This is a genomic window from Pseudoduganella guangdongensis (assembly GCF_009857475.1).
In the GTDB taxonomy this organism is placed as follows: Bacteria; Pseudomonadota; Gammaproteobacteria; order Burkholderiales; family Burkholderiaceae_D; genus Rugamonas; species Rugamonas guangdongensis.
This window is the reverse complement of the sequence record NZ_WWCJ01000001.1, coordinates 18910-42308: the sequence shown is the minus strand read 5'-3', so window position 1 is coordinate 42308 and position 23399 is coordinate 18910. Positions and strand designations below refer to the sequence as shown.

General features: G+C 64.8%; 24 protein-coding genes. 9 read left to right on the top strand and 15 right to left on the bottom strand.

Annotated elements, in window-relative coordinates; genetic code table 11:
- Positions 1–37: 37 nt before the first annotated feature.
- The 4 genes from GTP41_RS00195 (at position 38) to GTP41_RS00180 (ending at position 4908) form a co-directional block, all read left to right on the top strand.
- The gene (locus tag GTP41_RS00195; protein WP_161023540.1) at positions 38–412 is read left to right on the top strand and encodes a BlaI/MecI/CopY family transcriptional regulator; all 375 of its coding nucleotides are present in this window, start codon (positions 38–40) and stop codon (positions 410–412) included.
- Between the two features lie 4 nt (positions 413–416).
- On the top strand, positions 417–1988 hold the full coding sequence (locus tag GTP41_RS00190; RefSeq protein ID WP_161023539.1) for a peptidoglycan DD-metalloendopeptidase family protein: 1572 nt from the start codon (positions 417–419) through the stop codon (positions 1986–1988).
- A 72-nt stretch (positions 1989–2060) separates the two neighbouring features.
- Positions 2061–4133 carry a TonB-dependent receptor plug domain-containing protein gene (locus tag GTP41_RS00185; protein ID WP_161023538.1) on the top strand — a complete coding sequence of 691 codons (2073 nt, stop codon included), beginning with the start codon at positions 2061–2063 and terminating at the stop codon, positions 4131–4133.
- Positions 4134–4203: 70 nt separating this feature from the next.
- A complete protein-coding gene (locus GTP41_RS00180) occupies positions 4204–4908 on the top strand; it encodes a M23 family metallopeptidase (RefSeq protein ID WP_161023537.1) in 705 nt (234 codons plus the stop codon).
- A gap of 18 nt (positions 4909–4926) precedes the next feature.
- On the opposite strand, the gene GTP41_RS27255 is transcribed toward GTP41_RS00180, so the two are convergent.
- The 7 genes from GTP41_RS27255 to pyrC all read right to left on the bottom strand — a co-directional run bounded on the left by GTP41_RS27255 (position 4927) and on the right by pyrC (position 10565).
- Complete coding sequence (locus GTP41_RS27255; protein WP_161023536.1) at positions 4927–5565, bottom strand: PEP-CTERM sorting domain-containing protein; 639 nt, start codon at positions 5563–5565, stop codon at positions 4927–4929.
- A 129-nt stretch (positions 5566–5694) separates the two neighbouring features.
- Positions 5695–5823, bottom strand: coding sequence for a hypothetical protein (locus GTP41_RS27610; RefSeq protein WP_260115107.1), 129 nt, complete (start codon positions 5821–5823; stop codon positions 5695–5697).
- 1 nt (position 5824) lies between these two features.
- On the bottom strand, positions 5825–7051 hold the full coding sequence (locus GTP41_RS00170; protein WP_161023535.1) for an MFS transporter: 1227 nt from the start codon (positions 7049–7051) through the stop codon (positions 5825–5827).
- Between the two features lie 79 nt (positions 7052–7130).
- Positions 7131–7625: a hypothetical protein gene (locus GTP41_RS00165; RefSeq protein ID WP_161023534.1), complete on the bottom strand. Its 495-nt coding sequence runs from the start codon at positions 7623–7625 to the stop codon at positions 7131–7133.
- A gap of 89 nt (positions 7626–7714) precedes the next feature.
- Positions 7715–8698 (bottom strand): Gfo/Idh/MocA family protein, encoded by a 984-nt coding sequence (locus GTP41_RS00160; RefSeq protein ID WP_161023533.1) that lies wholly within the window; start codon positions 8696–8698, stop codon positions 7715–7717.
- A 14-nt stretch (positions 8699–8712) separates the two neighbouring features.
- Positions 8713–9507 carry a DUF3025 domain-containing protein gene (locus GTP41_RS00155; RefSeq protein WP_161023532.1) on the bottom strand — a complete coding sequence of 265 codons (795 nt, stop codon included), beginning with the start codon at positions 9505–9507 and terminating at the stop codon, positions 8713–8715.
- A gap of 8 nt (positions 9508–9515) precedes the next feature.
- On the bottom strand, positions 9516–10565 hold the full coding sequence (gene pyrC, locus GTP41_RS00150) for a dihydroorotase (protein ID WP_161023531.1): 1050 nt from the start codon (positions 10563–10565) through the stop codon (positions 9516–9518).
- 112 nt (positions 10566–10677) lie between these two features.
- Between pyrC and GTP41_RS00145 the strand changes: the two genes are divergently transcribed.
- Positions 10678–11157 carry a VOC family protein gene (locus tag GTP41_RS00145; protein WP_161023530.1) on the top strand — a complete coding sequence of 160 codons (480 nt, stop codon included), beginning with the start codon at positions 10678–10680 and terminating at the stop codon, positions 11155–11157.
- A 2-nt stretch (positions 11158–11159) separates the two neighbouring features.
- Here the strand turns inward: GTP41_RS00145 and GTP41_RS00140 are convergent, their stop codons facing one another.
- From GTP41_RS00140 to GTP41_RS00120, 5 genes are read right to left on the bottom strand one after another with little or no spacing between them, the layout of a single operon-like run.
- The gene (locus GTP41_RS00140; protein ID WP_161023529.1) at positions 11160–12614 is read right to left on the bottom strand and encodes an amidohydrolase family protein; all 1455 of its coding nucleotides are present in this window, start codon (positions 12612–12614) and stop codon (positions 11160–11162) included.
- Positions 12611–13303, bottom strand: a complete 693-nt coding sequence (locus tag GTP41_RS00135) for an amino acid ABC transporter permease (protein WP_161023528.1) — start codon at positions 13301–13303, stop codon at positions 12611–12613. The genes GTP41_RS00140 and GTP41_RS00135 overlap by 4 nt, the downstream gene beginning before the upstream one ends.
- Positions 13303–14091, bottom strand: coding sequence for an amino acid ABC transporter permease (locus GTP41_RS00130; RefSeq protein ID WP_161023527.1), 789 nt, complete (start codon positions 14089–14091; stop codon positions 13303–13305). The genes GTP41_RS00135 and GTP41_RS00130 overlap by 1 nt, the downstream gene beginning before the upstream one ends.
- Position 14092: 1 nt before the next feature.
- The gene (locus tag GTP41_RS00125; RefSeq protein ID WP_161023526.1) at positions 14093–14995 is read right to left on the bottom strand and encodes an amino acid ABC transporter substrate-binding protein; all 903 of its coding nucleotides are present in this window, start codon (positions 14993–14995) and stop codon (positions 14093–14095) included.
- 36 nt (positions 14996–15031) lie between these two features.
- Complete coding sequence (locus tag GTP41_RS00120; protein ID WP_161023525.1) at positions 15032–15757, bottom strand: amino acid ABC transporter ATP-binding protein; 726 nt, start codon at positions 15755–15757, stop codon at positions 15032–15034.
- A gap of 137 nt (positions 15758–15894) precedes the next feature.
- Here GTP41_RS00120 and GTP41_RS00115 point away from each other — a divergent pair, with 137 nt between their 5' ends.
- Both GTP41_RS00115 and GTP41_RS00110 read left to right on the top strand, forming a co-directional pair.
- Entirely contained in the window at positions 15895–17166 is a 1272-nt protein-coding gene (locus tag GTP41_RS00115) for a dicarboxylate/amino acid:cation symporter (RefSeq protein WP_161023524.1), read from the top strand.
- Between the two features lie 113 nt (positions 17167–17279).
- Entirely contained in the window at positions 17280–17624 is a 345-nt protein-coding gene (locus GTP41_RS00110; protein ID WP_161023523.1) for a hypothetical protein, read from the top strand.
- Positions 17625–17630: 6 nt separating this feature from the next.
- Here the strand turns inward: GTP41_RS00110 and GTP41_RS00105 are convergent, their stop codons facing one another.
- Both GTP41_RS00105 and GTP41_RS00100 read right to left on the bottom strand, forming a co-directional pair.
- Positions 17631–19097 (bottom strand): M20 family peptidase, encoded by a 1467-nt coding sequence (locus tag GTP41_RS00105; protein ID WP_161023522.1) that lies wholly within the window; start codon positions 19095–19097, stop codon positions 17631–17633.
- A gap of 2 nt (positions 19098–19099) precedes the next feature.
- Positions 19100–20947, bottom strand: a complete 1848-nt coding sequence (locus GTP41_RS00100; protein ID WP_161023521.1) for an ABCB family ABC transporter ATP-binding protein/permease — start codon at positions 20945–20947, stop codon at positions 19100–19102.
- A gap of 60 nt (positions 20948–21007) precedes the next feature.
- Here GTP41_RS00100 and GTP41_RS00095 point away from each other — a divergent pair, with 60 nt between their 5' ends.
- Both GTP41_RS00095 and GTP41_RS00090 read left to right on the top strand, forming a co-directional pair.
- Positions 21008–21433, top strand: coding sequence for an acyl-CoA thioesterase (locus tag GTP41_RS00095; protein WP_161023520.1), 426 nt, complete (start codon positions 21008–21010; stop codon positions 21431–21433).
- A 4-nt stretch (positions 21434–21437) separates the two neighbouring features.
- Entirely contained in the window at positions 21438–22985 is a 1548-nt protein-coding gene (locus GTP41_RS00090) for an alkaline phosphatase D family protein (RefSeq protein WP_161023519.1), read from the top strand.
- Here the strand turns inward: GTP41_RS00090 and GTP41_RS00085 are convergent.
- Positions 22982–23371 carry a lysozyme gene (locus GTP41_RS00085; protein WP_161023518.1) on the bottom strand — a complete coding sequence of 130 codons (390 nt, stop codon included), beginning with the start codon at positions 23369–23371 and terminating at the stop codon, positions 22982–22984. The two genes, GTP41_RS00090 and GTP41_RS00085, sit on opposite strands and share 4 nt — an antisense overlap.
- Between the last annotated feature and the right edge of the window lie 28 nt (positions 23372–23399).

The following is a 23399-nucleotide window of genomic DNA, read 5'->3' as shown; positions in this document are numbered from 1 at the left end:
TGTCGCATACTGCCGTCAAACGTCACAAGGAGCCCCTATGGCCATTCCATCCATTACCGAACTGACCCTGCTCAAAGCCCTGTGGAAGCAGCATCCGCTCAGCGCCCGTGAAATCCATGACCGCGTGGAGGAAGAACTGGCCTGGTCCTACTCCTCCACCCGCAAGACCCTGGAGCGCATGCTGGAAAAGGGCATGATCAGCCAACATTCGGCCCACGGTATGAACGTATACGCGCCAGTGCTCGAAAAGGTTGAAACACTGGCCGCATTTGCCCATGATTTTTCGCACCGCGTGATGGAAATGAATGCGCCGCTCCCGGTCAATATGTTCACCGGCTCCAAATTGGTGAACCAGCATGAGCTGAAAGAGCTGGAGCAGTTGCTCAGCGAATGGCCGGAAGACCAGGAGTAAGCCGATGTTCCCCTTGCTTTTCCTGCAAGCCTGCCTGGCCAGCCTGGTGGTTGGTGCAGCGGCCTGGCTCCTGCTGCGCAGCGCTGCCCGCGTCTGGCCCGCCCTGCAGGCGCGGCGCACGCCGTGGCTGCTGGCGGTTGGCGCGGTTGCCGCCAGCCTTGCATTTGGGTTGCTGCCCGCCAGCTGGCGGCCCAGCATCGTTCCTGCGCTCGAGCTACCGGGCGTCATGGTCGCCGCCGTCGCCAGCCCGGCGCCGCATTGGGCGCCGCCAGCGGCTGGCCATGCGGACCTTGCGGACAAGGACGGAACGGACGAAGGCGGCACGCCGCTGGCGCCGGCTCCGCTTCTGCGCTGGCTGGGTTATGCCTGGCTTGCGATTTACGCTGCCGGCCTGGCTGCGGCATGCGCGCGCTGGCTGCGCGCCCGGCGCCATCTGAACGCCTTGCTGGCCGCCGCGCAGCGCCTGGATCGATTCGACCTCGCGGCGCATCCCGGCTTCGCCAACCTGCACCGCCAGCTGCCGGAAGTGCGCGAGATCGACGCGCCGATCGCGCCCATGCTGGCCGGCCTGCTGCGCCCCGTCTTGCTGCTGCCGCGCCACCTGCGCGATTTTGAACCGGCCCAGCAACGCTTGGTGGTGGAGCATGAGCTGACCCACCTGGCCCGCCGCGATCACTTGTGGATGCACCTGAGCTTCCTGCTGCAGGCGGCGCAGTGGTTCAACCCGATGGTGGCGCGCTTGGGCAAGCAGATGGCGTGGGCCCAGGAGCTGGGCTGCGACCGCACGGTGCTGGAAGGCCGCCCCGCCGCGCAACGCCGTGCGTACGCCGCTGCGCTGGTGACGCAGATGCGTATGCAGGCCATGCCCGGCCATGGCACTGCGCTGGCCTTCGGCAGCCGCGTGGTGGATGCGGTGGCCGCTCGTATCGGCATGATTCGCGATGGGGTGCCGGCTATGCCGCGTGCGGTGGCGGCGGTATTGGGGTGGGCTGCGCTGCCAGCCGTGCTGCTTGCCAGCGTGATCCTGCAACCGGCATTGGCTTGGCGGGCGGATAGCGCGCCTGGCACTGAAGCCAGCATCGAATGGGCAGCCACAGCCACGCCTATGGATGCCTCTGGCAGCGCGCCGCTCTGGCAAGCCCCAATGGAGCGCCTGCGTGTCAGTGCCTTCTTCGGCATCCTGCACACCCCGACTGGCCGCAAACACGGCGGCATGGACTTCGCCGCGCCACGCGGCACGCCAATCGTGGCGCCAGCCGCTGGCATCGTGGTCACGTCCACCAATATGTATCGGGGCGAAGCGAAATGGGGCGACGTGATCGTCATTGAACATGCTGACGGCCTGCGCTCCCTGTACGCCCACATGGAGAAGCGCCAGCTGAAGGAAGGCGCGCGTGTCGCGGCCGGCCAGCAGATTGGCACGTCCGGCGCCAGCGGCAAGGTCACCGGCCCCCACCTGCACCTTGAGGTCAGCCGCAACGGCGACAACATCGACCCGCAAACCCTGCTCGGCAACCTGGAAGCCAACGCCACCAGGACTGCGCTGCAACGCCTGCACGCCAGCCGCCGCAACTAAATTACCCGCCGCCGCCTTTCCTTCCTGCCGCGCAGATGCACGGCAGCGGCGGCGCTCATCCCGAGGAAACGCATGAAGAACACTGCATTAATGCTGGCCGCCGCGCTGGCAGGCCAGGCCGCGTCCGCGCAGCCGGTGGTGGAGATCAAAACCGCCCGCATCGACCAGCGCAAGGACGATACCGCCAGCACCCTGGTGCTCACGCGCGACGAGCTGGCCGCCAATGGCGACCGCACCCTGGCCGACGCCCTGCGCCGCCTGCCGGGCATCACCATCAGCGACACGGCCGGCATCAAGATGCGCGGCCTGGGCAACGGCTACACGCAGGTGCTGCTGAATGGCCAGACCGCGCCGCAAGGCTTCGCGCTGGACAGCCTGCCGCCGGAAGTGGTCGAGCGGGTGGAAGTGCTGCGCACCGCATCCGCCATATTGGGCACGCAAGGCATAGCCGGCACCATCAACATCGTGCTGCGCAAGACCATCCGCCGCAGCACGCAGGAAGCGCAGCTTGGGCTGGACGGCCTGCACGGAACATGGTCGCCGCGCCTGAGCGCGCAAAGCAGCGGCAAGGCGGATGGCTGGTCGCACAGCGTCAGTGTGGTGCTGGCCCGCCCCAGCACGCCCGCCGACCGCATTATTGCCGACAGCGAGCCGGGCCTGTTGCGCCTGACCCGCAGCCATGAAGACAATACCGCGCGCACGCTGAATCTCGCGCCGCGCCTGAACTGGAGCAGCGCAGGCGGCGACCAGTTCTCGCTGCAAAGCCTGGCCACGCTCACACGGCGCGTCATCAGCTACCGTTCAAGCGAGGAGGTGCGGCTGGGCGAATCGGGCGACTTTGCCGATGTGGGCAGCCGCTTTGCCGTGCGCAGCTATTTACTGCGCAGCGAACTGGCATGGCAGCGGAAACTGGCCAGCAACGCGCAATGGGAGCTCAAGCTGGGGGCCAGCACGGCGCCGCGCGACACCGGCTTTGACTTCACCGGCATGCCGCTGGGCGGCGCCGGCCCGACCACACGCCACGTCGACGGCGACATACGCGAACATGGCTTCAACCACGGCGGCAAATACGCTCACCCGTTCGGCAACGGCCACGCCCTGGTGGCGGGCTGGGACGGCTCTGCCATCCAGCGCATGCAATCGCGCGTCGAGCACGAATACAGCCACAGCGGGGCGCTGAACTTCCTGCGCGACGACCGTTACGACGGCCGCATCGAACGCCTGGCCGCCTTCGCGCAGGATGAATGGAAAAACGGCAGCGACGCCTGGTCCGCCGGCCTGCGCTGGGAAACCATGCGCACCGAAGCACACGGCCGCAACACGGCAGCGGTGCGCCAGCGCAGCACCGTCGTCAGCCCAGTGCTGGAATGGATGCGGCAACTGCCCGGCGGCAGCCAGTGGCGCCTGGGCGCCAGCCGCAGCTACAAGGCGCCCAATATGCTCGACCTGATTCCGCGCCGCTTCACCGCCGACAACAACAACAGCGCCACCAATCCCGACACGCAAGGCAATCCCACCCTGCGCCCTGAACTGGCCTGGGGCCTGGATGCCGGCATCGACTACTACTGGGCCAAGGACAGCCTGCTCAGCGCCAGCGTGTATGCGCGCGATATCGACAACGTGATCCTCACCACGCTCTACCGCGAAGGCCAGCGCTGGATCGCCATGCCCGCCAACCATGGTGGCGCGCGCAGCTACGGCCTATCGCTGGAAGCGCGCATGCCGCTCACGCCGGCGCTGGCGCTGCGCGCCAACGCCACCTTCAACCACTCGCGCCTGGACCGCGTGCCCGGTCCCGACAACCGCCTGGACCGGCAGGCGCCCATGAGCGGTGTGGCAGCCCTTAACTACAAGCACGGCGCCCTCAGCCTGGACGCCGAGTACAGCTACGAGGCGGGCGGCCTGAGCCGCGAGTCGGAGATCAGCAGCACGCTCTCGCCCTACCAGCGCAAGCTGGACCTGCGCGCCAGCTGGAAACCAGCGCCGCGCCAGGAATGGCGCATCGCCCTGAGCGACGTGCTGCATCCGGACCGCACCACCGCCTACCATTACAACGACGGCGCAAGCGGCACCCGGCGCCAATCGGCCATCACCACGCGCGGCGGCACCACCGTGCGTCTCAACTACACACACGCCTTCGAGTAAAGGAAAGCAAACCTTGTCAGTTATTTACGCATTTGCCTTAACGCAACCAGTGTGCGAAACTCGACCGCTTATGGCAAAGATCACCAACATTCTGTTACTCGTCCTGCTGGCTGGCGCCAACTTCGTGCAGCCGGCATCCGCCATGCCCGAGCCGCTCGACCTGCCGCCGCCGGCGCAGCCGAAGGACCAGCAATGGCGCCTGCCGCTGGAAGCAGGCCGCGTCAGCAGCTTCTTTGGCGCCGCGCGCGGCCGCCGCGCGCATGGCGGCATCGATTTCTCCGTGCCGCACAACACGCCGGTCATGGCCACCAACCACGGCACCGTGGTTGCTTCCAGCATGGGCTACAAGGGTGACAGCAAGTACGGCAACGTGGTGGTGATCGAGCATGAAGGCGGCCTGCGCTCGCTGTACGCGCACCTGAACAAGCGCCATGTGAATGTGGGCGACACGGTGGCGGCGGGTGAGCTGATCGGCCTGTCCGGCGCCACCGGCAAATCCACCGGCCCGCACCTGCACCTGGAAGCCTATCAGGACGGCACCCGCATCGACCCGAACCGCTTCCTGCTGGCCAACCTGGAAGACGGCGCCCTGCCGTCGGCCATGCGCGCCAAGCGCACCGGGGTGGAGGAAGTCCCGCCGACCCCGCGCAGCAAAGCCGGCAACGGCGCCAGCAAGAAATCCAAAGGCAAGGCGACGCGCGTCGCCAGCGCCAAATCCTCCAAAAAGAAAACCCAGCTGGCGCAAAAGTCCGGCAAGTCGCGCAAGCGCGCCTGAGCGGCGCGCCTGCAACGATCAGGCCTTGCGCTTGCGGCGCGCCAGGACGGCGCCCGCCAGGCCAAGGCCGAGCAGGGCCAGCGAGCCTGGCTCCGGCACATCCTGCGGCACCTGGCGCTCGCCCACCTGGATCGTGATGAATTCATTGGTGCGGCTGTCGGTCACGGTGTAGGTACCGGCGGTCAGGCCCAGGCTGGCCAGGGTGCCGCCGGCAAGCCACGAGACATCGGGCGTCCACAGGCTGCCGACCAGGTCGTCCGCTGCAATCGCGATGCCGGGAATGCGGTCGTCGTCATCCTTGGTGAAGGTGGCGAACTGGGTGCTGCCGCTGCTCGCCCAGTTGAAGAAGTTAAAGCTGAACAGGTTGCCGATCCACGCGCTGTGGTTGCTGCCTGCGCTGAAACGGAAAGCCAGGTCAAGGCCGCCCGCGCTGGTGTCGCCCATGATGTCGGACTGCGGGGCATTGTTGGATTCAATACCGGTACCGCCCCAGCCAAAAACGTCGGCGGCGATCAGCTTGGACGTATCAAGCACGCCGGACGACTGCATCAGGACATTGCTGCCCGATTGGGTAAAGGTAAAGGTGACACCCGCGTGTGCCTGGCCCATCAAAGCGCCCAACAGCGCTACCCCGAACATTTTGGAACGAATCGACATTGTTAGCTTCCTATAGTGATGTGATGAACGATGAAACGCGATCGTCTAAGCACACAACATGCCAACTTATAAGCGATTGATTCGCATAGAAGTGGATTTCAGAATGCTAATTTCTGTAAAGAATGTCGACTAAAGGCAAAGGTAGATTCTGTTGGCCAAGTCCAGCATGAAGCCCGGCTGCAGGTAGGCCGCGAACGCCAGCGCCAGCACCGCCGCGATCAGGGCCCACATGCCAAAGCGTAGCAAGCGATGCTTCATCTCAGGCCGCCTTCCAGCCCGCTGCATTGCGCGCCAGCGGGCGTTCGTCGATCGGCAGGTTAGCCAGGCCGGCGAAGAGGCCCAGGCCGAGCGTGATGCCCCATACCACGTCGTAGCTGCCGCGCAGGTCGAACAGGTAGCCACCCAGCCACACGCCCAGGAAGCTGCCCACCTGGTGCGACAGGAACACCACGCCGGCCAGCATGGACATGTGCTTGAGGCCAAACACGCCGGCGATGATGCCGTTGGTGAGCGGCACCGTGGCCAGCCACAGGAAGCCGATCGCCGCCGCGAACAGGTAGACCGACCATTGCGTCAAGGGCGCCAGCAGGAACAGGCCAATCACCAGCGTGCGCGCGAAGTAGATGGTGGACAGCAGGTAGCGCTTGGGCAGCTTGCCGCCCAGCTGGCCCGCGGTAAAGGAGCCGAAGATGTTGAACAGGCCGATCAGCGCCAGTGCCATCACCGCCACGCCGGGCGAGGCGATGCCTTTGTCTTTCAGGTAAGCCGGCAGGTGGGCGCCCACGAATACGAGCTGGAAGCCGCACACGAAGTAGCCCGCCACCAGCAGCAGGAAGGAGCGGTTGCCGACCGCTTCGCGCAGGGCCTCGCCGACGCTCTGCTGGGCATCGCCCGCCGCCACCGCGTGCTTGGGCTCGCGCAGGAAGCTGGACATGGGAATCATCAGCAGGAACACCACGCCGGCCAGGGCGTAGAAAGCATTCTGCCAGCCAATGCCGGAAATCAGCTGCTGCTCGACCGGCATCATCAGGAACTGGCCGAAAGAGCTGGCCGCGCCGGACACGCCGAAGGCCCAGGAGCGTTTTTCCACCGGCGCCGCGCGGCCGATAATGCCGCTCACCGCGCCGAAGGCGGTGCAGGCCAGGCCCAGGCCAATGAATACGCCGGAGCCGATGATGAACAGCGCCGGCTGCGTGACCGTCGCCATCCACAGCAAGCCGGCCACATAGGCCAGCGCGCCGGCGATCACCACGCGCTGCGTGCCGTAGCGGTCGGCCACCATGCCGGCCAGCGGGCCGAAAGCGCCCCACAGCAGGTTTTGCAGCGCCAGCGCCAGCGAATAGGTTTCGCGGCTCCAGCCGTTGGCCTGCGAGATCGGCTGCATCCAGAAACCAAAGCCGTGGCGCACGCCCATCGACAGCGTCAGTATGACGCCGGTCGTCACCAGAATGGTCTTGAGGTTCAGGTGGCGGTCGTTGTTGAGCATGGCGTGCATCCGGCTGGCAAAGAGGGCCAGTGTAAAGGATGCCGCCAAATCCTGCAGGCGACCGCCCGCCACCGCCAGGTCAGCGTGCCCAGTAGCTGATGCGGCCCGCCAGCTTGATATTGCCCACGCCGGTCACCATGTCCTCGCCGCCGGTCAACTGGCCGCCGCCGCTGGCGAACATGAACTGGCCGGTGCCGCCCACAATGCGGAAGGAGGCGCTGCTGAACACATAATTGGCGCCCTCGCCGGTCGGCACGAACTGGCCGCTGTAATCGGCGTAAATCTGGTCGCCGGACTGGGTCATGATGATGAAGCGGCCACGGTCAAAGTTGTAGATCACGCCGTTCGGGGTGATGCAGTCGCTGGCGACAAAAGCCACGCGGCCCAGCAAGGCGCTGCCGCCATGGCCGGTCACGGTGCCGCCGAACTTGGACGGGCAGCGCGCGGAAGGACCAGGAATTTCCTGGATCGGGCCGGCGATTTCAAAACTGGCGGTGGTCCAATGCGCCGACGCCGCGCCAGATGCCAATGCCAGCGCTACGCCGCCTGCCAGCTTCAGGATTGCTTGATGCATGAAACCCCCCTCCAATTTTCGTTGAAAAGGAGATAATAGCTTTTTAACAATTCCCGGGCTACGAATTTTTTGTAATGAAGTGTCCTTGGCTAATCGACTGCATAGCGCACGCCGATTTGCGCCCTGAGCTGGTCCAGCACTCCCATCAGCTCAACCGACTCGCCCAGCGGCATGGTCGCGCTCTCCGGCAGGCCCTCGCGCAGGCAGCGCCCCACCTCCATCGCTTCATGCGCGTAACCGTTGCCGATGCGCGGGAAGTGGAACTCACGCTCGCTGCCGTCGTTCAGGCCAATGGTGAAGCGCTCCGTGTGGTGGAAACGGCCATGCAGGCGCAGGAAACCCTTGTCGCCGCAAATGGTCAAGGTGGTCGGGGTGCGGGTGTTCAGGCTGCAGGTGCAGACTGACAGCGCGCCGCCTTCGTGCTGCAGGGCGAAGCTGGCCTGCGTGTCGACGCCGGTCGGCGCCAGCTCGCCGTAGCCTTTCACGCCCCGCACCGGACCAAGGAAGAAAGCCGCCATCGACAGCGGGTAAATGCCCAGGTCCAGCAGCGAACCGCCGCCCAGCGCCGGATTGAACAAGCGGTGCTCGGGACCGGCATCGGCCGGGAAGCCGAAATCGGCCTGCAGGTTGCGCACATTGCCGATCTCGCCCATGTCGATCAGGCGCTTGGCCTCCTGCATCGCGGGCTGGAAGCGCGTCCACATGGCCTCCATCACGAACAGCTTGCGCGCGCGCGCCAGGTCGGCGATGTCCTGCGCCTCGCGCCGGTTCAGGGTAAAGGCCTTCTCGATCAGCAGCGCCTTGCCGGCCTGCAGGCACATGAGGGCGTTCTCGTGGTGCATGGCGTGCGGCGTGGCGATATAGATGGCGTCGATGCCCGGATCGTCGGCCAGTGCCTGGTAGCTGCCGTGGGCGCGCTGCGCGCCGTATTCCGCCGCGAACCTGGTAGCGCTATCGAGGCTGCGCGACGCGACCGCGGCCAGTTCCGCATCCGGCACCTCGCGCAGCGCGGTGGCGAAAGCCTTGGCGATCTTGCCGGTGCCGAGGATGCCCCAGCGGATAATTTTTTCCATTCACATGCTCCTGGTTAGGCGGCTTGCCGCTTGGGGCGGAACACCGTCACATCATCGTAAAAAGCGTCGTCCTGCTGCGGCCACCAGCCGGGAATGCCCAGCACCGGCAGCGGCGTGAAGCCGCCCTTGGCCAGCCCTTCGGCGGCCAGGCGCTGCGCCTCTGTGCGGTCGATCCAGGCGCGCCGGCCTGCATCGTCCAGCGCCCAGTAATCGTCGCCCGCCAGTACCACGCGCGTGTGGGCGGTGATCGCCTTGTACGGCGCCACCAGCTTTTCCATCAGGGCGTGGCCGAACAGCCAGACTTGCGCCGCCGGGCCGAACTGCGCCGCGCGCTGCACGAAGGCCTCGCGCCAGCGGTGATTGCGCAAGGCATCCACCAGGGCGGCGCCGTCGGCGTCGTCGCGCACCACCAGCAGGGCCGAATTTTCATCGTAGATGGTAGCAGCATCGCGCGCGGGACCGCGCGACTTGCCCACGCCGTCCTGGGCGATCTGCGCCGCTTGCAGCGCGTTCAGCTCACGCTTGATGGTGGGGAAGGTCAGCCAGACAAGGCCGTTGAAGAAATCGTGCAGGTTGTCGCGCGTCGGTACTTGGCCGGTGGCGCCGATGAATTCTTCGTACGCCGTGCCTTCCGGCAGGTCCGCTTGCGGCACAAAACGCAGCGGCTGGCCAGCATGGTTGACCAGCGCCAGCGCGGCTGCCTGTTCGCAGAACGGGACGACAACGCTGGGCAGGGAGAGGTCGATGCGGGAAGCGGCGTCCCGCACCGATGCAAACCAGTGGCGGGACCAGTCGATCTCTGAAAACACTATGATCCTTAGACCATTTTCCAGTTGATGGTTTCGCCGGCGTTCAGCGGGATCAGTTTGGAATCGCCGAACGGCAGGTCGAGCGGCAGGGTCCACTGCTCGCGCTTCAAGGTGATCTTGCCCTTGTTCGGCTCCAGGCCGTAAAAGGCCGGGCCGTTCAGGGACGCGAAGGCTTCCAGCTTGTCCAGCGCGCCGGCGCGGGCAAAGGCTTCGGTGTACAGCTCCATCGCGTGCAGCGCGGTGTAGCAGCCGGCGCAGCCGCAAGCCGTTTCCTTGGCGCCCTGCGCGTGCGGCGCGGAATCGGTACCGAGGAAGAAGCGCTCGTCGCCGCTGGTTGCCGCAGTTACCAGCGCCAGGCGGTGCTCTTCACGCTTCAGCACCGGCAGGCAGTAGTAATGCGGGCGGATGCCGCCTTTGAAGATCTCGTTGCGGTTATACAGCAGGTGGTGGGCGGTGATGGTGGCCGCGATCGGGCCTTCCGCTTCCGCCACGTACTGCGCCGCATCCTTGGTGGTGATGTGCTCGAACACGATGTTCAGTGCCGGCAGGTCCTTGCGCAGCGGGCGCATCACGCGCTCGATGAAGACGGCTTCGCGGTCGAACAGGTCGATATCCTGGTCGGTCACCTCACCGTGCACCAGGAACGGCATGCCCACTTCCTGCATGGTCTCCAGCACCTTGTAGCACTTGGCCAGGTCGGTCACGCCCGCGTCCGAGTTGGTGGTGGCGCCGGCCGGGTACAGCTTGACCGCGTGCACAAAACCGCTGTCCGCCGCGCGGATGATTTCATCCGGCGAGGTGTTGTCGGTCAGGTAAAGCGTCATCAGCGGCTCGAACTCCATGCCAGCCGGCAGGGCTGCCAGGATACGGTCGCGGTAAGCGGCCGCCTGCGCCACGGTGGTGACTGGAGGTTTCAAATTTGGCATCACGATGGCGCGGCCGAACTGGCGCGCGGTGTCAGGCAGGACGCTGGCCATGGTGGCGCCGTCACGCAGGTGCAGGTGCCAGTCGTCTGGACGGGTAATGGTGATGCTTTGTGGGATCTCGAAGTCACTCATGGCGGCAGGCTTTCCTATAAAACGAATCCCGCCATTTTACCTGTTGGACCGCCCTCGCCGCGAGAATGTGCGATATTGGCGTCTCCCGTCGCAAACCTTGAGGAGGCCCGCCATGCCCAGCAAGAACACGATCTGCCTGTGGTACGACAACGACGCGCTCGGCGCCGCCAAGTTCTACGCCGAAACCTTTCCGGACAGCTCGGTTGGCGCTATCCTGCGCGCGCCGGGCGATTTCCCGGATGGGAAAGAAGGCAATATCCTGACCGTGGAATTCACGGTGGCCGGGATTCCTTGCGTGGGCCTGAACGGCGGCCCCCAATTCAAGCAGAGCGAAGCCTTTTCTTTCCAGATCGCCACTGAGGACCAGGCCGAGACCGACCGTCTATGGAACGCCATCGTCAGCAACGGCGGGCAGGAAAGCGCCTGCGGCTGGTGCAAGGACCGTTGGGGCCTGTCGTGGCAGATCACGCCGCGCATCCTGCTCGAAGCCATCACCGATCCGGACCGCGCGGCCGCCAAGCGCGCCTTCGATGCCATGATGACGATGGGGAAAATCGACATCGCGGCCATCGAAAAGGCCTGGCGCGGCTGAGTTTATTCGGTCGCCGGCGCCGGGTGTTCCTCGGCGTAGCGGCGCGCTGACTCCAGCATGGCATCCAGCTTGGCGCGCTCGTACACCTTGCCTTGCGCGACCACCAGGCGCACCTTGCGCGTGTTGGCGATATCCTGCAGCGGATTGGCGTCCAGCACCAGCAGGTCGGCTGCTTTGCCCTGCGCCACAGCGCCATAGCGTTCCTGCTTGCCCATGAAGCGCGGGCCGTTGATCACCGACGCTTGCAGCGCTTGTTGCGGCGTCAGGCCGTACTTCACGAAGATGCCCAGCTCGTCGTGCAGGCCCTGGCCCGGGTAATCAAACGAATTGAGGAAACCGGCATCGGTGCCGGCGATGATGTTGACGCCTTCCTGCTGCATCAGCGGCAGCAGCGAGGCCGCTTTCTCATACGACGCGTGGCGATAGGCGATGGCGGCTGCATCGTCCTTGGCCGCGCGCTGCACGCGCCACTCGTAGGTCTTGCGCAAGCCCTTGCCGATGTATTTCAAATAGTCGTCTTGCGCGTGGTCGTCCTGATCCAGGTAGGCGGTCACTTGCGAACCTACCAGGGTTGGCGTGATCGACATGCCGGCAGCAGCCATGCGGCGGAAGGTGGCGCGCGCGGTCGCCTCGTCGAAGCTCTCGATGCTGGCGCGCATCGCTTCACGCGAAGTCAGTTTGCCGGCCGCGACTTGCGCCGTCAGCTCGGCTTCACGCGGAGTGGAGCCGCGCAGGGCATAGGACTGGTGCTCGATGCTGCCCAGGCCCGCTTGCATGACCTGGTCCAGCGTCAGCTGCACCGGCAAGTGGCCGGAAGTCTGCATGCCGCGCGCCTTTGCCTGGCGCACTGCTTCCAGGAAGATCTCCGGCTTCATGGTGTTCTCGGTGATCTTCACAAAGTCCACGCTGCGCGATTGCAGGTAGTCCAGCGCCTTGCTGATCTCTTCCGGCGTGCCGACTTCGATGGTGCCTTTCCACAGCGGCTTATAACCTTCCAGCTTGGGGCCGGAGGCGAGGATCTTCGGCCCCACCAGCTTGCCCTGGCGGATCAGGTCGCGCCAATCGAGCACGGTGTCGGACAGGTCGCCGGCGCAATCGCGCACCGTGGTGATGCCGTGCGCCAGGTAGAGGCCCAGCAGCTGCTTGTTCTCCTCGATCAGCGCGGGACCGCCGCCGAAGTGCACATGGGTGTCCCACAGGCCCGGCATCAGGTACTTGCCCGGCAGCTTGACGGTGCGTTTGGGCGCGTAGTCTTTCACCTTGGCCTGGTCGACCACGGCCAGGATGTCGCCGCCCTTCACCAGCACGGCCTTGCCCTGCACCAGTTTGCCGCTCGCCACATCGACGATTGTCGCCTGCGTCAGCGCTACGTCCGCCACCACGCGTCCCGCAGCATGCGCGCTGCCGAAAGCCCCCAGCACCATCAAGGCGCCAACCGAAAGTTTAGTGATCTTCATGACCCAACATGGTACGCCCGCTGCAGCCTGCGCACCAGCCACGATAACAAACTACACATTACGAAATATATGAGGGCCACAAACAGGTACATTTCGACAAGGCGCCCGTCGCGCTGGGCGATTTTGCTAGCGGCGCCAACGAAGTCGGGCACCGACAGAACGTAGACCAGTGATACATCCTGAAACAATACGATGGTCTGTGTTAGCAGGACTGGCAACATATTCCGAAAGGCCTGCGGCAGCACTACTTTCGACATGGTCTGCCAGTAGTTCATGCCCAGCGCTTGCGCGGCATGGACTTGCCCTTTTGGTATGGCTTGTATGCCGCCGCGCATGATCTCGCAATAGTAGGCGGCCTGGAACAGGGTGAAGGTGATCAGGGCTGAGAGGAAAGTGCCGACCTTGACCGGTTCGGCTTTGCCCAGCGCCCAGGCGGCGATGTAGGGCACCAGGAAGTAGAACCAGAAGATCACCAGCACCAGCGGTACGGCGCGGATCAGGTTGACGTAGGCTGCAGCGGCCAATGCCAGCGGGCGCCATGAGGCCAGGCGCGCCAGCGCCAGCAGGGTGCCGAGCGCGACGCCGCCCAGCATGGCAAGCACGGTGAGCTTGAGCGTGAAGAGCATGCCTACCTTGAACAGGTAGATCCAGGAGTTGGCGATCACGCTGAAGTCGAAGCTGGCCAGCATCAGTTGGCCCTCCCCACTGCCCGCGCACCGGCGTGGGCGCTGCCGTCGTCGTCGCTGCGGTTGTCGCCCAGCGTGCCGCGCAGCGCCAGGCGGCGCTCAAGCAGCGTCATGCCGGCGACGACCAGCAGGTTCGCCAACAAGTAGATCATGGTGGCCGCGGCGAAGGCTTCAAAGAACTGGAATGAGAACTCCTGCATCGAGCGCGCGCTGGCGGTCAGCTCCATCAGGCCGATGGTGAGCGCGACGGAACTGTTCTTGATGATGTTGAGGAACTCGCTGGCCAGCGGCGGCAGCACGATGCGCAGGCCAAGCGGCAGCAGCACGTAACGGTAGGTTTGCGCGCGCGACAGGCCAAGCGCCATGGCTGCCAGCCGCTGCCCGCCTGCCAGCGCATTGATGCCGGCTGCCACCTGCACCGCCACCCGCGCGGAGGTGAAGAAGCCCAGGCACAGCACCGCCGTCACGAAGGGCGCGTTGGGCAGCGCCTTGAGCCAGTCGCCCGCCGCGCGCGGCAACAGCTCCGGCAGGACGAAAAACCAGAGGAACATCTGCACCAGCAGCGGGATATTGCGGAACACTTCCACCCAGCAGATCGCCAGGCGGCGCAGCCAGCGATTGGGCGCCGTGCGCAGCGTGCCGACCGAAATGCCCAGCGCCAGCGCGATCACCCAGCCGGCCAGCGAGGTGGCCAGCGTCCACGCCAGGCCGGAGAGCAGCGTGTCCCAATAGGTATGCACACCGTCCGGCGACAGCTCCCAGAAGATGCGCCAGTTCCAGTTGTAGTGCATGCTATTTGTAAGCAGCGGGGTCGGGCGAATCGGTCGGTTTCGCCAGCACCGCTTTCAACGCAGCCGGCATGGGGAATTTCAGGTTCACGCCGCGCGGCGGGATCGGCTGCATGAACCATTTGTCATAGATGCGCGCCATCTCGGGCGACTGGTAGACCTTGGCCAGCGCCGTATCGACCGCCTGCTTGAACGGCGCGTCGCCCTTGCGCAGCATGATGCCATAGGGCTCGACCGACAGCGCCTCGCTGCCCATCACATAGTCGCCCGGCGCCTTGGCGCTGGCCACCTGGGCCGCCAGCAGGATATCGTCGTTCGCCTCCGCCACCGCGCGCCCTGTCTCGAGCATCAGGAACGATTCCGGGTGGTCACGGCCGGTGACGATCTTCATGCCCAGGCCACGCTGGCCGTTCAGCACCGTCAATTGCTTGAGCGACGTCGTACCGGCGGTGGCGACCAGGGTCTTGCCCTTCATGTCCGCCAGCGAGCGGATGCCGGACGATTTCTTGGTCAGCAGGCGGCTGGAGATCACGAACATGGTCGGCGCAAACGCCACCTGCTGCTGGCGCTCCGCGTTATTGGTGGTGGAGCCGCATTCCAGGTCGATGGTGCCGTTGGCCATCAGCGGGATGCGGTTGGCCGAGGTGACCGGGTTGTAAGCCACCTTCAGCCCCGGCATGGCCAGCTGCGCCTTCAGGTGCTCGACGATCTTCAGGCACAGGTCAACCGAATAGCCCTGGTACTGCTGCTTGTCATCGAGGTAAGAGAAGGGCACGGAGCCATCGCGCACGCCCAATACTATCTGGCCGCTGCGTTTGATCTTGGCAAGGGTGCCGGTGGCGTCCTGCGCGGCGGCCGTGGTGGCCACGCATAGGCACAGGATGGGAAACAGGCGCAGACAGGTCATGGTGTCCTCCGCTGGCGGGGACGAAGACCCGCCCTGTTAATGGATGATACGCGCTAAAAAGTCCCGTGCGCGCTCAGAACGCGGCGCGCCGAAGAATTCATCCTTGCTGCAGTCTTCCAGGATGCGGCCCTTGTCCATGAAGACCACCCGGTTGGCAACCTTGCGGGCGAAGCCCATTTCATGGGTCACCACCATCATGGTCATGCCCTCCTGCGCCAGGCCGACCATCACATCCAGCACTTCATTGATCATTTCCGGGTCCAGCGCGGAAGTCGGCTCGTCGAACAGCATGGCGATCGGGTCCATCGCCAGGGCGCGCGCAATGGCCACGCGCTGCTGCTGGCCGCCGGACAACTGGTTCGGGTATTTATCCTGGTGCGCCAGCAGGCCGACGCGGTCCAGGTACTGCAGGCCCTTCGCATTCGCTTCGTCCTGCGAGCGGCCCAGCACCTTGACCTGGCCCAGGGTCAGGTTTTCCCGCACCGAAAGATGGGGAAACAGCTCGAAATTCTGGAAAACCATACCGATCCGGGCGCGCAGGGCCGATAAATTGGTGTTTTTGGCGCCAACCGATGTTCCATCGACAATAATTTCGCCCTTTTGGAACGGTTCCAGCCCGTTAACCGTCTTGATCAAGGTCGATTTACCCGATCCGGAAGGCCCGCAAATCACCATGACGTCGCCCTTGGCCACCTCGGTACTGCACTCTGCCAGCACCTGGAAGTCGCCGTACCATTTGCTTAAGTCTTTAATTGCGATCATCTTTTTGGCGTTTCAGCAGGTTTATTCTCGCTTGACAGTGGCCTAGCACCGCAAGGATACTTCGGGACTTGCTTAATAACCCATCATTAAGCTCCTCATTCTAACGGCAAATCCGCCTCATATCAGGAATCTTGCTTATGGCCAATAAAAACCGCCTGACTACCTACATCATGGTCGGCCTCGTGCTCGGCATCATCGCCGGCTACATCATCAATGTATCGTTTGATAAGACTGGCGCCACCAGTTTTGCCGACTACATGTCCCTGATTACCACCATGTTCCTGCGCCTGATCAAGATGATCATTGCGCCGCTGGTGTTCTCGACCCTGATGGTCGGCATTGCGCGTATGGGCGACACCAAGGAAGTGGGCCGCGTCGGTATCAAGACCCTGGGCTGGTTCTTTGTCGCTTCCGTCATGTCGCTGGCCCTGGGCCTGGTCATGGTCAACCTGTTCCGCCCTGGCGATGCCCTGGTCGGCCATATCCCGACGGACGGCGCCGCGGCTGCCGCCTCGCTGCAGACTGCCAGCCTGTCGCTGAAAGAGTTCATCACCCACCTGGTGCCGGCCTCCATCATCGACGGCATGGCCAAGAACGAGATCCTGCAGATCGTGGTGTTCTCGCTGTTCTTCGGTACCGCTGCCGCCGCAGTGGGCGCCAAGGCCGAACCGCTGATCGACGCGGTCGATGGTGTTGCGCACATCATGCTGAAGGTAACCGGCTATGTGATGCAGTTCGCGCCGCTGGCGGTGTTCGCTGCGGTTGCCGGCACCATCGCCAAGAGCGGCGTGGGCGTGCTGCAAACCTACGGCGTGTTCATGGCGGAGTTCTACCTGTCCATCGGCGTGCTGTGGGCGCTGCTGATCTTCGCCGGCTTCCTGTTCCTGGGCAAGCGCGTGCTGAAGCTGATCTCGGAAGTGAAAGAGCCAACCCTGCTGGCCTTCTCCACCGCCTCCTCCGAAGCGGCGTTCCCGAAAACCCTGGAAGGCCTGGAGCGCTTTGGCGTGCGTAACCGTATTGCGGCATTCGTGCTGCCGATCGGCTACTCCTTCAACCTGGACGGCTCGATGATGTACTGCACCTTCGCAGCGATCTTCATCGCCCAGGCTTACGGCATCGAGCTGGACATCGGTACCCAGATGACCATGATGGCCGTGCTGATGCTGACCTCCAAGGGCATGGCCGGCGTGCCGCGCGCTTCGCTGGTGGTGATCGCTGCCACCCTGCACCAGTTCAATATCCCGGAAGCGGGCCTGGTGCTGCTGTTCGCCATCGACCACTTCCTGGACATGGCCCGTTCCGCCACCAACGTGGTCGGCAACTCGATCGCGACCGCCGTTGTCGCCAAATGGGAAGGCGAACTGGTCGACCCGGACGACCGCGAACTGGCGGACCGCCCGCTGCCCTAAGCGCGCGACGCCCCAACAAGAACCGCCCATCCGGGCGGTTTTTTTTTCGCCCAGCGGGAACTGCAGCACCGGCTCCTGGTCAAAACAATCACCAATTCCCGATGGAGCCTACAATGAACTCACCGGCAGATCGTTCGCCCCAGCCACCCAATGACGAGCACGAGCACCGAATCACCAAGCTGGAGGTCAAAGTGGAAGCGCAGCATCAGGATCTGGTCTTGTTGAAGCCGCATATAGACCACAGCCTAAACCAGTTGGAACTGCGGATTCGCAACGAAATCCTTGTCACAGTGCATGCCGCCGAACAGCGTCTAAGCGACCAAATGACTTCGCGATTCGAGGCATGGCAAAAGCGGCAAGACGAGCAATTTCGCTGGATTGTCGGCCTGCTCGTCATTATTCTTCTTAGCAACTCTGCCGCGATTCTGACAGCTGTGAATCTTCTACTGAACCGCTAGCCCGGATCAGGCGCTGTTCTTCAGTAGCTGGTGGTAGAAGCGGATCATGTCGGCGTAGCCTTTGACTGACATGCGCTCATTGGTGCCGTGGAAGCGCGGCAGGTCTTCCGGCCTGGCGCGCACCGGGCCGAATTTCAGCACGCTGTCGCTCATGCCGTCGAAATAGCGCGAGTCGGTGGCGCCGATCATCAGGCTGGGCGCCACCACCACATCCGGGAACACTTCACGCACGGTGCGGTTCACGGCGGCATAGGAAGCGCCGTCGGTGCGCGCCACGCGCGATGCTTCGGTGTTGGAGTTGCCGTCTGGTGAAATGCGGATCTTGTCGTTGCCGATCACCTTGTGCATATGCTGCTCCACCCCGGCCAGCGTATCGCCCGGCAGCAGGCGGAAATTCACGGTAGCGCTGGCGGTGCCGGGCAAGACATTGTCCTTCACGCCCGCGTTGACGATGGTGAGCGCAGTGGTGGTGCGCATCAGCGCATTGGTGCTGGGCGACTTGGCCAGCATGCGCTCCAGCATGGGTCCGAACAGCCAGAAATTCGACAGCGCCACGCGGTTGAAGCCGCCCATCTCCGGGGCCAGCGTTTCGAAACTGTGTTGCGGCAGGCCCGCCATGCGGACCGGTAGCGGATTGGCTTCCAGCGCGCTCAGGGCGCGGCTCATCATGCCGATGGCGGTTTGCTGCGGCGGCATCGAGGAATGGCCGGGTGGCACTTCCAGTTCCAGCTTGTAGCTGGCATAGCCCTTCTCGGCCACGCCGATCATGGCCGCTGCCGGCTCCAGGCCGGGCACCATGCCCTGCACAATCATCAGGCCTTCGTCCAGCACATAATCGAGTTTCACCTTGCGCGACTTGAGCAGCTCGGCGATGGCGGCTGCGCCGCGCTTGCCGCCGACTTCCTCGTCGGCGCCGTAGGCCAGGTAGAGCGTGCGCTTCGGCTGGAAGCCGGCGGCCAGCAGCATCTCGATCGCCTCCATCTGCGCATACAGGTTGCCCTTGTCGTCCCAGGCGCCACGGCCCCAGATAAAGCCATCGTGCACGATGCCGCTCCAGGGCTGCTGCTGCCAGTCCTTCTCCGTGCCGGGCGCGATCGGCACCACGTCCTGGTGCGCCATCCACATGATCGGCGCGGCGTTGGCATCGCTGCCTGGCCAGGTGTAAAGTAGGGCCTTGCCGTTCACGTTCTCGCGGTTGAGGGCAGCGTGCAGGCGCGGGAAGCTGGCTTGCAGGTGGGCGTGCAGCTTGTCGAATTCGGCGGCGTTGGCGTCCGCATCCCTGGCGTCGGAAATGGTGACGAAGCGCAGGGACTCGCCCAGGCGCTGTGCCGCGGCGCCTTCATCAACCTGCAGTGGCGCCACGGGCGCCACCGCCAATTGCTTGCTGCCGCTACGCGCGGTGTTCACACCCACCGCCAGCGCCAGCACGCCGATGCCCGCCAGGGCTACTGCCAACACCTTTTTCACCGCCATCCTTATCCTCCTTGAGTGACAAGCTCACCGTCCGCCGGCGAGGACTGCTCCAGGTCGCCGCGCGCCTGCTGGCGCTCCCACATTTGCGCGTACAGGCCTTCGCGCGCCAGCAGGGCGGCATGGGTGCCGCGTTCCACTATCTTACCGTGATCGAGCACGATGATCTGGTGCGCGTCGGCGATGGTCGACAGGCGGTGTGCGATCACCATGGTGGTGCGGTCTTTCGCAATCTCCTTCAACTGCGCCTGGATCGCTTGCTCGGACTTGGAGTCCAGCGCGGAGGTGGCTTCGTCGAAGATCAGGATGGCCGGGTTCTTCAACAGCGTGCGGGCGATCGCCACGCGCTGCTTTTCGCCGCCGGACAGCTTGAGCCCGCGCTCGCCGACCATGGTCTCGTAGCCGTCCGGCAGGCTGGCGACGAAATCGTGGATGGAGGCGGCGCGCGCGGCGGCAACGATTTCCTCCTTGCTGGCGCCGGGGCGGCCGTAGGCGATGTTGTATTCGATGGTGTCGTTGAACAGGACCGTATCCTGCGGCACGATGCCGATCGCATGGCGCAGCGAGTCCTGCGTCACATCGCGCAGGTCGTGGCCGTCGATCGTGATGCTGCCGCTGTTCACCTCATAGAAGCGGAACAACAGGCGCGACAAGGTGGACTTGCCGGAGCCGCTGTGGCCCACAATCGCGGTAGTGGTGCCGGCCGCGATGGTGAAGTCCACATCGAACAGGATCTGCCGCTTCGGGTCGTAGCTGAAATCCACGTGGTTGAAGCGCACCTCGGCCCCTTGCGGCTGCAGCGCCTTGGCATGCGCGGCATCGGCCACTTCGCGGTTCTCGGTCAGCAGCGAGAACAGGCGCTCCATATCGGCCAGGCTTTGCTTGATTTCCCGATAGATCACGCCCAGGAAGTTGAGCGGGATATAGAGCTGGATCATGAAGGCATTCACCAGCACCAGATCGCCCAGTGTCATGCTGCCGTCGATCACGCCTTGCGTCGCGCGCCACAGGATCAGCGTGACCGCAATCGCGATAATGGCCGACTGGCCGGTATTCAACAGCGACAGCGAGGTCTGCGATTTGACCGCCGCCTTCTCATAGCGCTGCAAGCCTTCGTCGTAGCGTTTGGCCTCATAGTCCTCGTTGCCGAAGTATTTCACCGTTTCATAGTTCAGCAGCGAGTCGATGGCCTTGGTGTTGGCCTTGGAATCGAGGTCGTTCATGGTGCGGCGGAAATGCGTGCGCCAGTTGGTCACGACAATGGTGAAGGTAATGTAGGTCACCAGCGCCGAGAAGGTGATCACCGAGAACCATACGTCGTAGTGCAGCACCAGGTAGGCCAGCACCAGCGTGATCTCGACCAGCGTCGGCAGGATATTGAACAGCGTGTAGGAGATCAGCGAGCTGACGGCGCGCGTGCCGCGCTCGATATCGCGCGTCATGCCGCCGGTCTGCCGGTTCAGGTGGAAGCGCAACGACAGCGCGTGCAGGTGGCGGAACACCTTGAGCGCAATGGTGCGCACCGCGCGCTGCGTGACGCGCGCGAACAGGAACTCGCGCAGCTCGGTGAACACCGTGGTCGAAAGGCGCAGCAAGCCGTACGCCAGCAGCATTGCCACCGGCAGCACCAGCAGCGCGTGCGGGTCGCCCGGCTTGATGGTCATGTCATCGACCAGCTGTTTCAGCACCACCGGTACGCCGACGTTGGCCGCCTTGGCGCCGACCAGCGCCAGCAAGGCCGCCAGCACGCGCCACTTGTACACCCACAAGTAGGGCAGCAATGTTTTCAGAGTTGCAATGTCGCCTTGCGACTGGCTGCCTGGCGGCGGCGGGGAATTCGAATAGCGTCGCATACGTGCATGGGCCGGCTGGTTTAAAATTCCGTCAATTGTAGTCCTTCATGAGAATTTGCGATGAGCACCCCACAACAAGAAACCCCACGTAACAGCCTCCCGCCGGGAAAGATGCCTGAACTGCGCGTGATGCCCGCCCCGTCCGACGCCAATGTGTACGGCGACGTGTTCGGCGGCTGGATCATGGCCCAGGTCGACATTGCGGGCTCGCTGCCGGCCACGCGCCGCGCCAATGGCCGTGTCGCCACCATCGCCGTGAATTCCTTCGTGTTCAAAAACCCGGTCTTCGTGGGCGACCTGCTGTCCTTCTACGCCGACATCGTCAAGGTCGGCAACACCTCGATCACCGTCAACGTGGAAGTCTATGCGGAGCGCAACCGCCTGCAGGCCAACATCGTCAAAGTCACCGAAGCCACCCTGACCTACGTGGCCACCGGCCCGGACCGCAAGCCACGCCCGGTGCCGCCGCTGGAATCGCTGCTGTAATCCTATGCAAGACGGGCGCCGCCTCCTGCTCCAGACCGCGGCCCGCGTGGCCGCCCTGACGGTGCTGGCGCCCCACCTGCCCGCGCAAGCACGCAGCGCCGTCAACGGCGCCTACCCTTTTTCGCTCGGCGTCGCCTCCGGCGCGCCCCTGCCCGACTCCGTCATCCTCTGGACCCGCCTGCTGCCCGATCCGCTCAACGCGGCATCGATGCCGCCCATTGCGCAGCAAGTGCGCTGGGAAGTGGCGCACGACGAAGCGTTCACCCGCATCGCCGCGCGCGGCAGCGCCGTCGCCGCGCCGGCGCTGGCGCACTGCGTGCATGTGGACGTGCGCGGCCTGGAGCCGGACCGCTGGTACTGGTACCGTTTCATGCTGGGCGACGCCGTCAGCCCCATCGGCCGCACGCGCACCGCGCCCGCGCCCGGCGCCATGCCCGGCGCGCTAAAGCTGGCCGTCGCCTCCTGTCAGCACTGGGAGTTCGGCCATTACGCGGCGCACCGCCATATCGCCCGCGCCGCGCCCGACCTGGTGGCCTTCCTTGGCGACTACATCTACGAGTGGGGGCCTTACAGCCTGCAGCATCCCGCCACCGCCCTGCGCCGCGACGAGAGCTTTAGCCTGGCCGAATACCGCGCCCGCTACGCGCAATACAAGAGCGATGCCGACCTGCAGGCGGCGCACCACGCGGCGCCCTGGGTGGTGACCTGGGACGACCACGAGGTGGCCAACGATTACAGCCCCAATCGCGACGAACTGCTGTCGGCGGACTTCGTGCAGCGCCGCGCCGCCGCCTACCAGGCCTTCTTCGAACACCAGCCGGTGCGCGCGCAGCGCATCTACCAGCGCTACGACTGGGGCCGGCTGGCGCGCTTCCACGTGCTCGATACGCGCCAGTACCGCTCTCAGCATGCCTGCCAGCCGGCAGGACGCGGCGGCTCCACCTCCGTCTATCGGCGCGCCTGCGCCGCCCTGGCCGACCCGCGCCGCACCATGCTGGGCGTGGAGCAGGAGCGCTGGCTGGCGCAGGGGCTGAAGGAGTCGAAGGCCAGCTGGAATATCGTCGCCCAGCAAACGCTAATGGCGCAGCTGTCGCAGGTGCCGCTGGCCAGCGACAGCGACGGCCGCTTCTGGACCGATGGATGGGATGGTTACGCCGCCGCCCGCAAGCGCCTGCTGGACGCCATGCAGGCGGCGCGCAACCCGCTCGTGCTGTCGGGCGACGTGCACACCTTCTTCGCCGCCGAACTGCGGCGCGATCCAAGCCGCCCCGCCAGCGCCGGCAACCCGCTGGTGGCGACGGAATTTTGCGGCACCTCCATCACGTCCAGTTCGCGGCCGCAGGCACGCACGCAGCAATACGTCGACATGAACCGCCACCTGAAGTTCGGACAAAGCGACAAGCGCGGCTACATGCTGCTGGAATTGCGGCCGGAACGCGCCACGATGGCCTTCGAAGGACTGGAGAATGTGCGCGATCCGCGCAGCGCCAGCAGCACGCTGGCGCGCTTCAGTGTGGCGGACGGCGTGGCGGGACCGAAGCGAGAAGCCTAGGCGCCGTGACGGAACGGCGCGCTTTCTTCCTGGCGGCGCGCCGCCAGGCCAGCCGGCGCAAGCTGTTGGCGCAGCATGGCGTCGGCCGCGCCATCCAGGTCGCCGACATCGATCCGGCGCAGCACCATCATGGCGCCGCCAGTACCCAGGTTGTACGTGTAGCTGACCAGCGCGTCGAACTGCGCCTGCGTAAGGGGATGGTGCCGGACCTGGCGCTGCACGGCGCGCTCGGAACTGCGCACGGCAAGATCGAATGCCGCCTCGACCTGGTCGGGCGACATGTCGGGCAGGCTGGTTTCGTAGTAGCCGCTTAAACCTTCGCGCTTGCGCAGCGTGCGGCGGCCTTCGGTGGAGAGGGTGAGTGCGAAGTTATATAGTTGGCCCATAAGTGGCTTCCGGTGGCTGCGCAGGTGG

Bases quoted from the DNA above. Each gene is read 5' to 3' on its own strand.
- GTP41_RS00195 (WP_161023540.1), top strand. From the start codon at position 38: ATGGCCATTCCATCCATTACCGAACTGACCCTGCTCAAAGCCCTGTGG.
- GTP41_RS00190 (WP_161023539.1), top strand. From the start codon at position 417: ATGTTCCCCTTGCTTTTCCTGCAAGCCTGCCTGGCCAGCCTGGTGGTT.
- GTP41_RS00185 (WP_161023538.1), top strand. From the start codon at position 2,061: ATGAAGAACACTGCATTAATGCTGGCCGCCGCGCTGGCAGGCCAGGCC.
- GTP41_RS00180 (WP_161023537.1), top strand. From the start codon at position 4,204: ATGGCAAAGATCACCAACATTCTGTTACTCGTCCTGCTGGCTGGCGCC.
- GTP41_RS27255 (WP_161023536.1), bottom strand. From the start codon at position 5,565: ATGTCGATTCGTTCCAAAATGTTCGGGGTAGCGCTGTTGGGCGCTTTG.
- GTP41_RS27610 (WP_260115107.1), bottom strand. From the start codon at position 5,823: ATGAAGCATCGCTTGCTACGCTTTGGCATGTGGGCCCTGATCGCGGCG.
- GTP41_RS00170 (WP_161023535.1), bottom strand. From the start codon at position 7,051: ATGCTCAACAACGACCGCCACCTGAACCTCAAGACCATTCTGGTGACG.
- GTP41_RS00165 (WP_161023534.1), bottom strand. From the start codon at position 7,625: ATGCATCAAGCAATCCTGAAGCTGGCAGGCGGCGTAGCGCTGGCATTG.
- GTP41_RS00160 (WP_161023533.1), bottom strand. From the start codon at position 8,698: ATGGAAAAAATTATCCGCTGGGGCATCCTCGGCACCGGCAAGATCGCC.
- pyrC (WP_161023531.1), bottom strand. From the start codon at position 10,565: ATGAGTGACTTCGAGATCCCACAAAGCATCACCATTACCCGTCCAGAC.
- GTP41_RS00145 (WP_161023530.1), top strand. From the start codon at position 10,678: ATGCCCAGCAAGAACACGATCTGCCTGTGGTACGACAACGACGCGCTC.
- GTP41_RS00140 (WP_161023529.1), bottom strand. From the start codon at position 12,614: ATGAAGATCACTAAACTTTCGGTTGGCGCCTTGATGGTGCTGGGGGCT.
- GTP41_RS00135 (WP_161023528.1), bottom strand. From the start codon at position 13,303: ATGCTGGCCAGCTTCGACTTCAGCGTGATCGCCAACTCCTGGATCTAC.
- GTP41_RS00130 (WP_161023527.1), bottom strand. From the start codon at position 14,091: ATGCACTACAACTGGAACTGGCGCATCTTCTGGGAGCTGTCGCCGGAC.
- GTP41_RS00125 (WP_161023526.1), bottom strand. From the start codon at position 14,995: ATGACCTGTCTGCGCCTGTTTCCCATCCTGTGCCTATGCGTGGCCACC.
- GTP41_RS00120 (WP_161023525.1), bottom strand. From the start codon at position 15,757: ATGATCGCAATTAAAGACTTAAGCAAATGGTACGGCGACTTCCAGGTG.
- GTP41_RS00115 (WP_161023524.1), top strand. From the start codon at position 15,895: ATGGCCAATAAAAACCGCCTGACTACCTACATCATGGTCGGCCTCGTG.
- GTP41_RS00110 (WP_161023523.1), top strand. From the start codon at position 17,280: ATGAACTCACCGGCAGATCGTTCGCCCCAGCCACCCAATGACGAGCAC.
- GTP41_RS00105 (WP_161023522.1), bottom strand. From the start codon at position 19,097: ATGGCGGTGAAAAAGGTGTTGGCAGTAGCCCTGGCGGGCATCGGCGTG.
- GTP41_RS00100 (WP_161023521.1), bottom strand. From the start codon at position 20,947: ATGCGACGCTATTCGAATTCCCCGCCGCCGCCAGGCAGCCAGTCGCAA.
- GTP41_RS00095 (WP_161023520.1), top strand. From the start codon at position 21,008: ATGAGCACCCCACAACAAGAAACCCCACGTAACAGCCTCCCGCCGGGA.
- GTP41_RS00090 (WP_161023519.1), top strand. From the start codon at position 21,438: ATGCAAGACGGGCGCCGCCTCCTGCTCCAGACCGCGGCCCGCGTGGCC.
- GTP41_RS00085 (WP_161023518.1), bottom strand. From the start codon at position 23,371: ATGGGCCAACTATATAACTTCGCACTCACCCTCTCCACCGAAGGCCGC.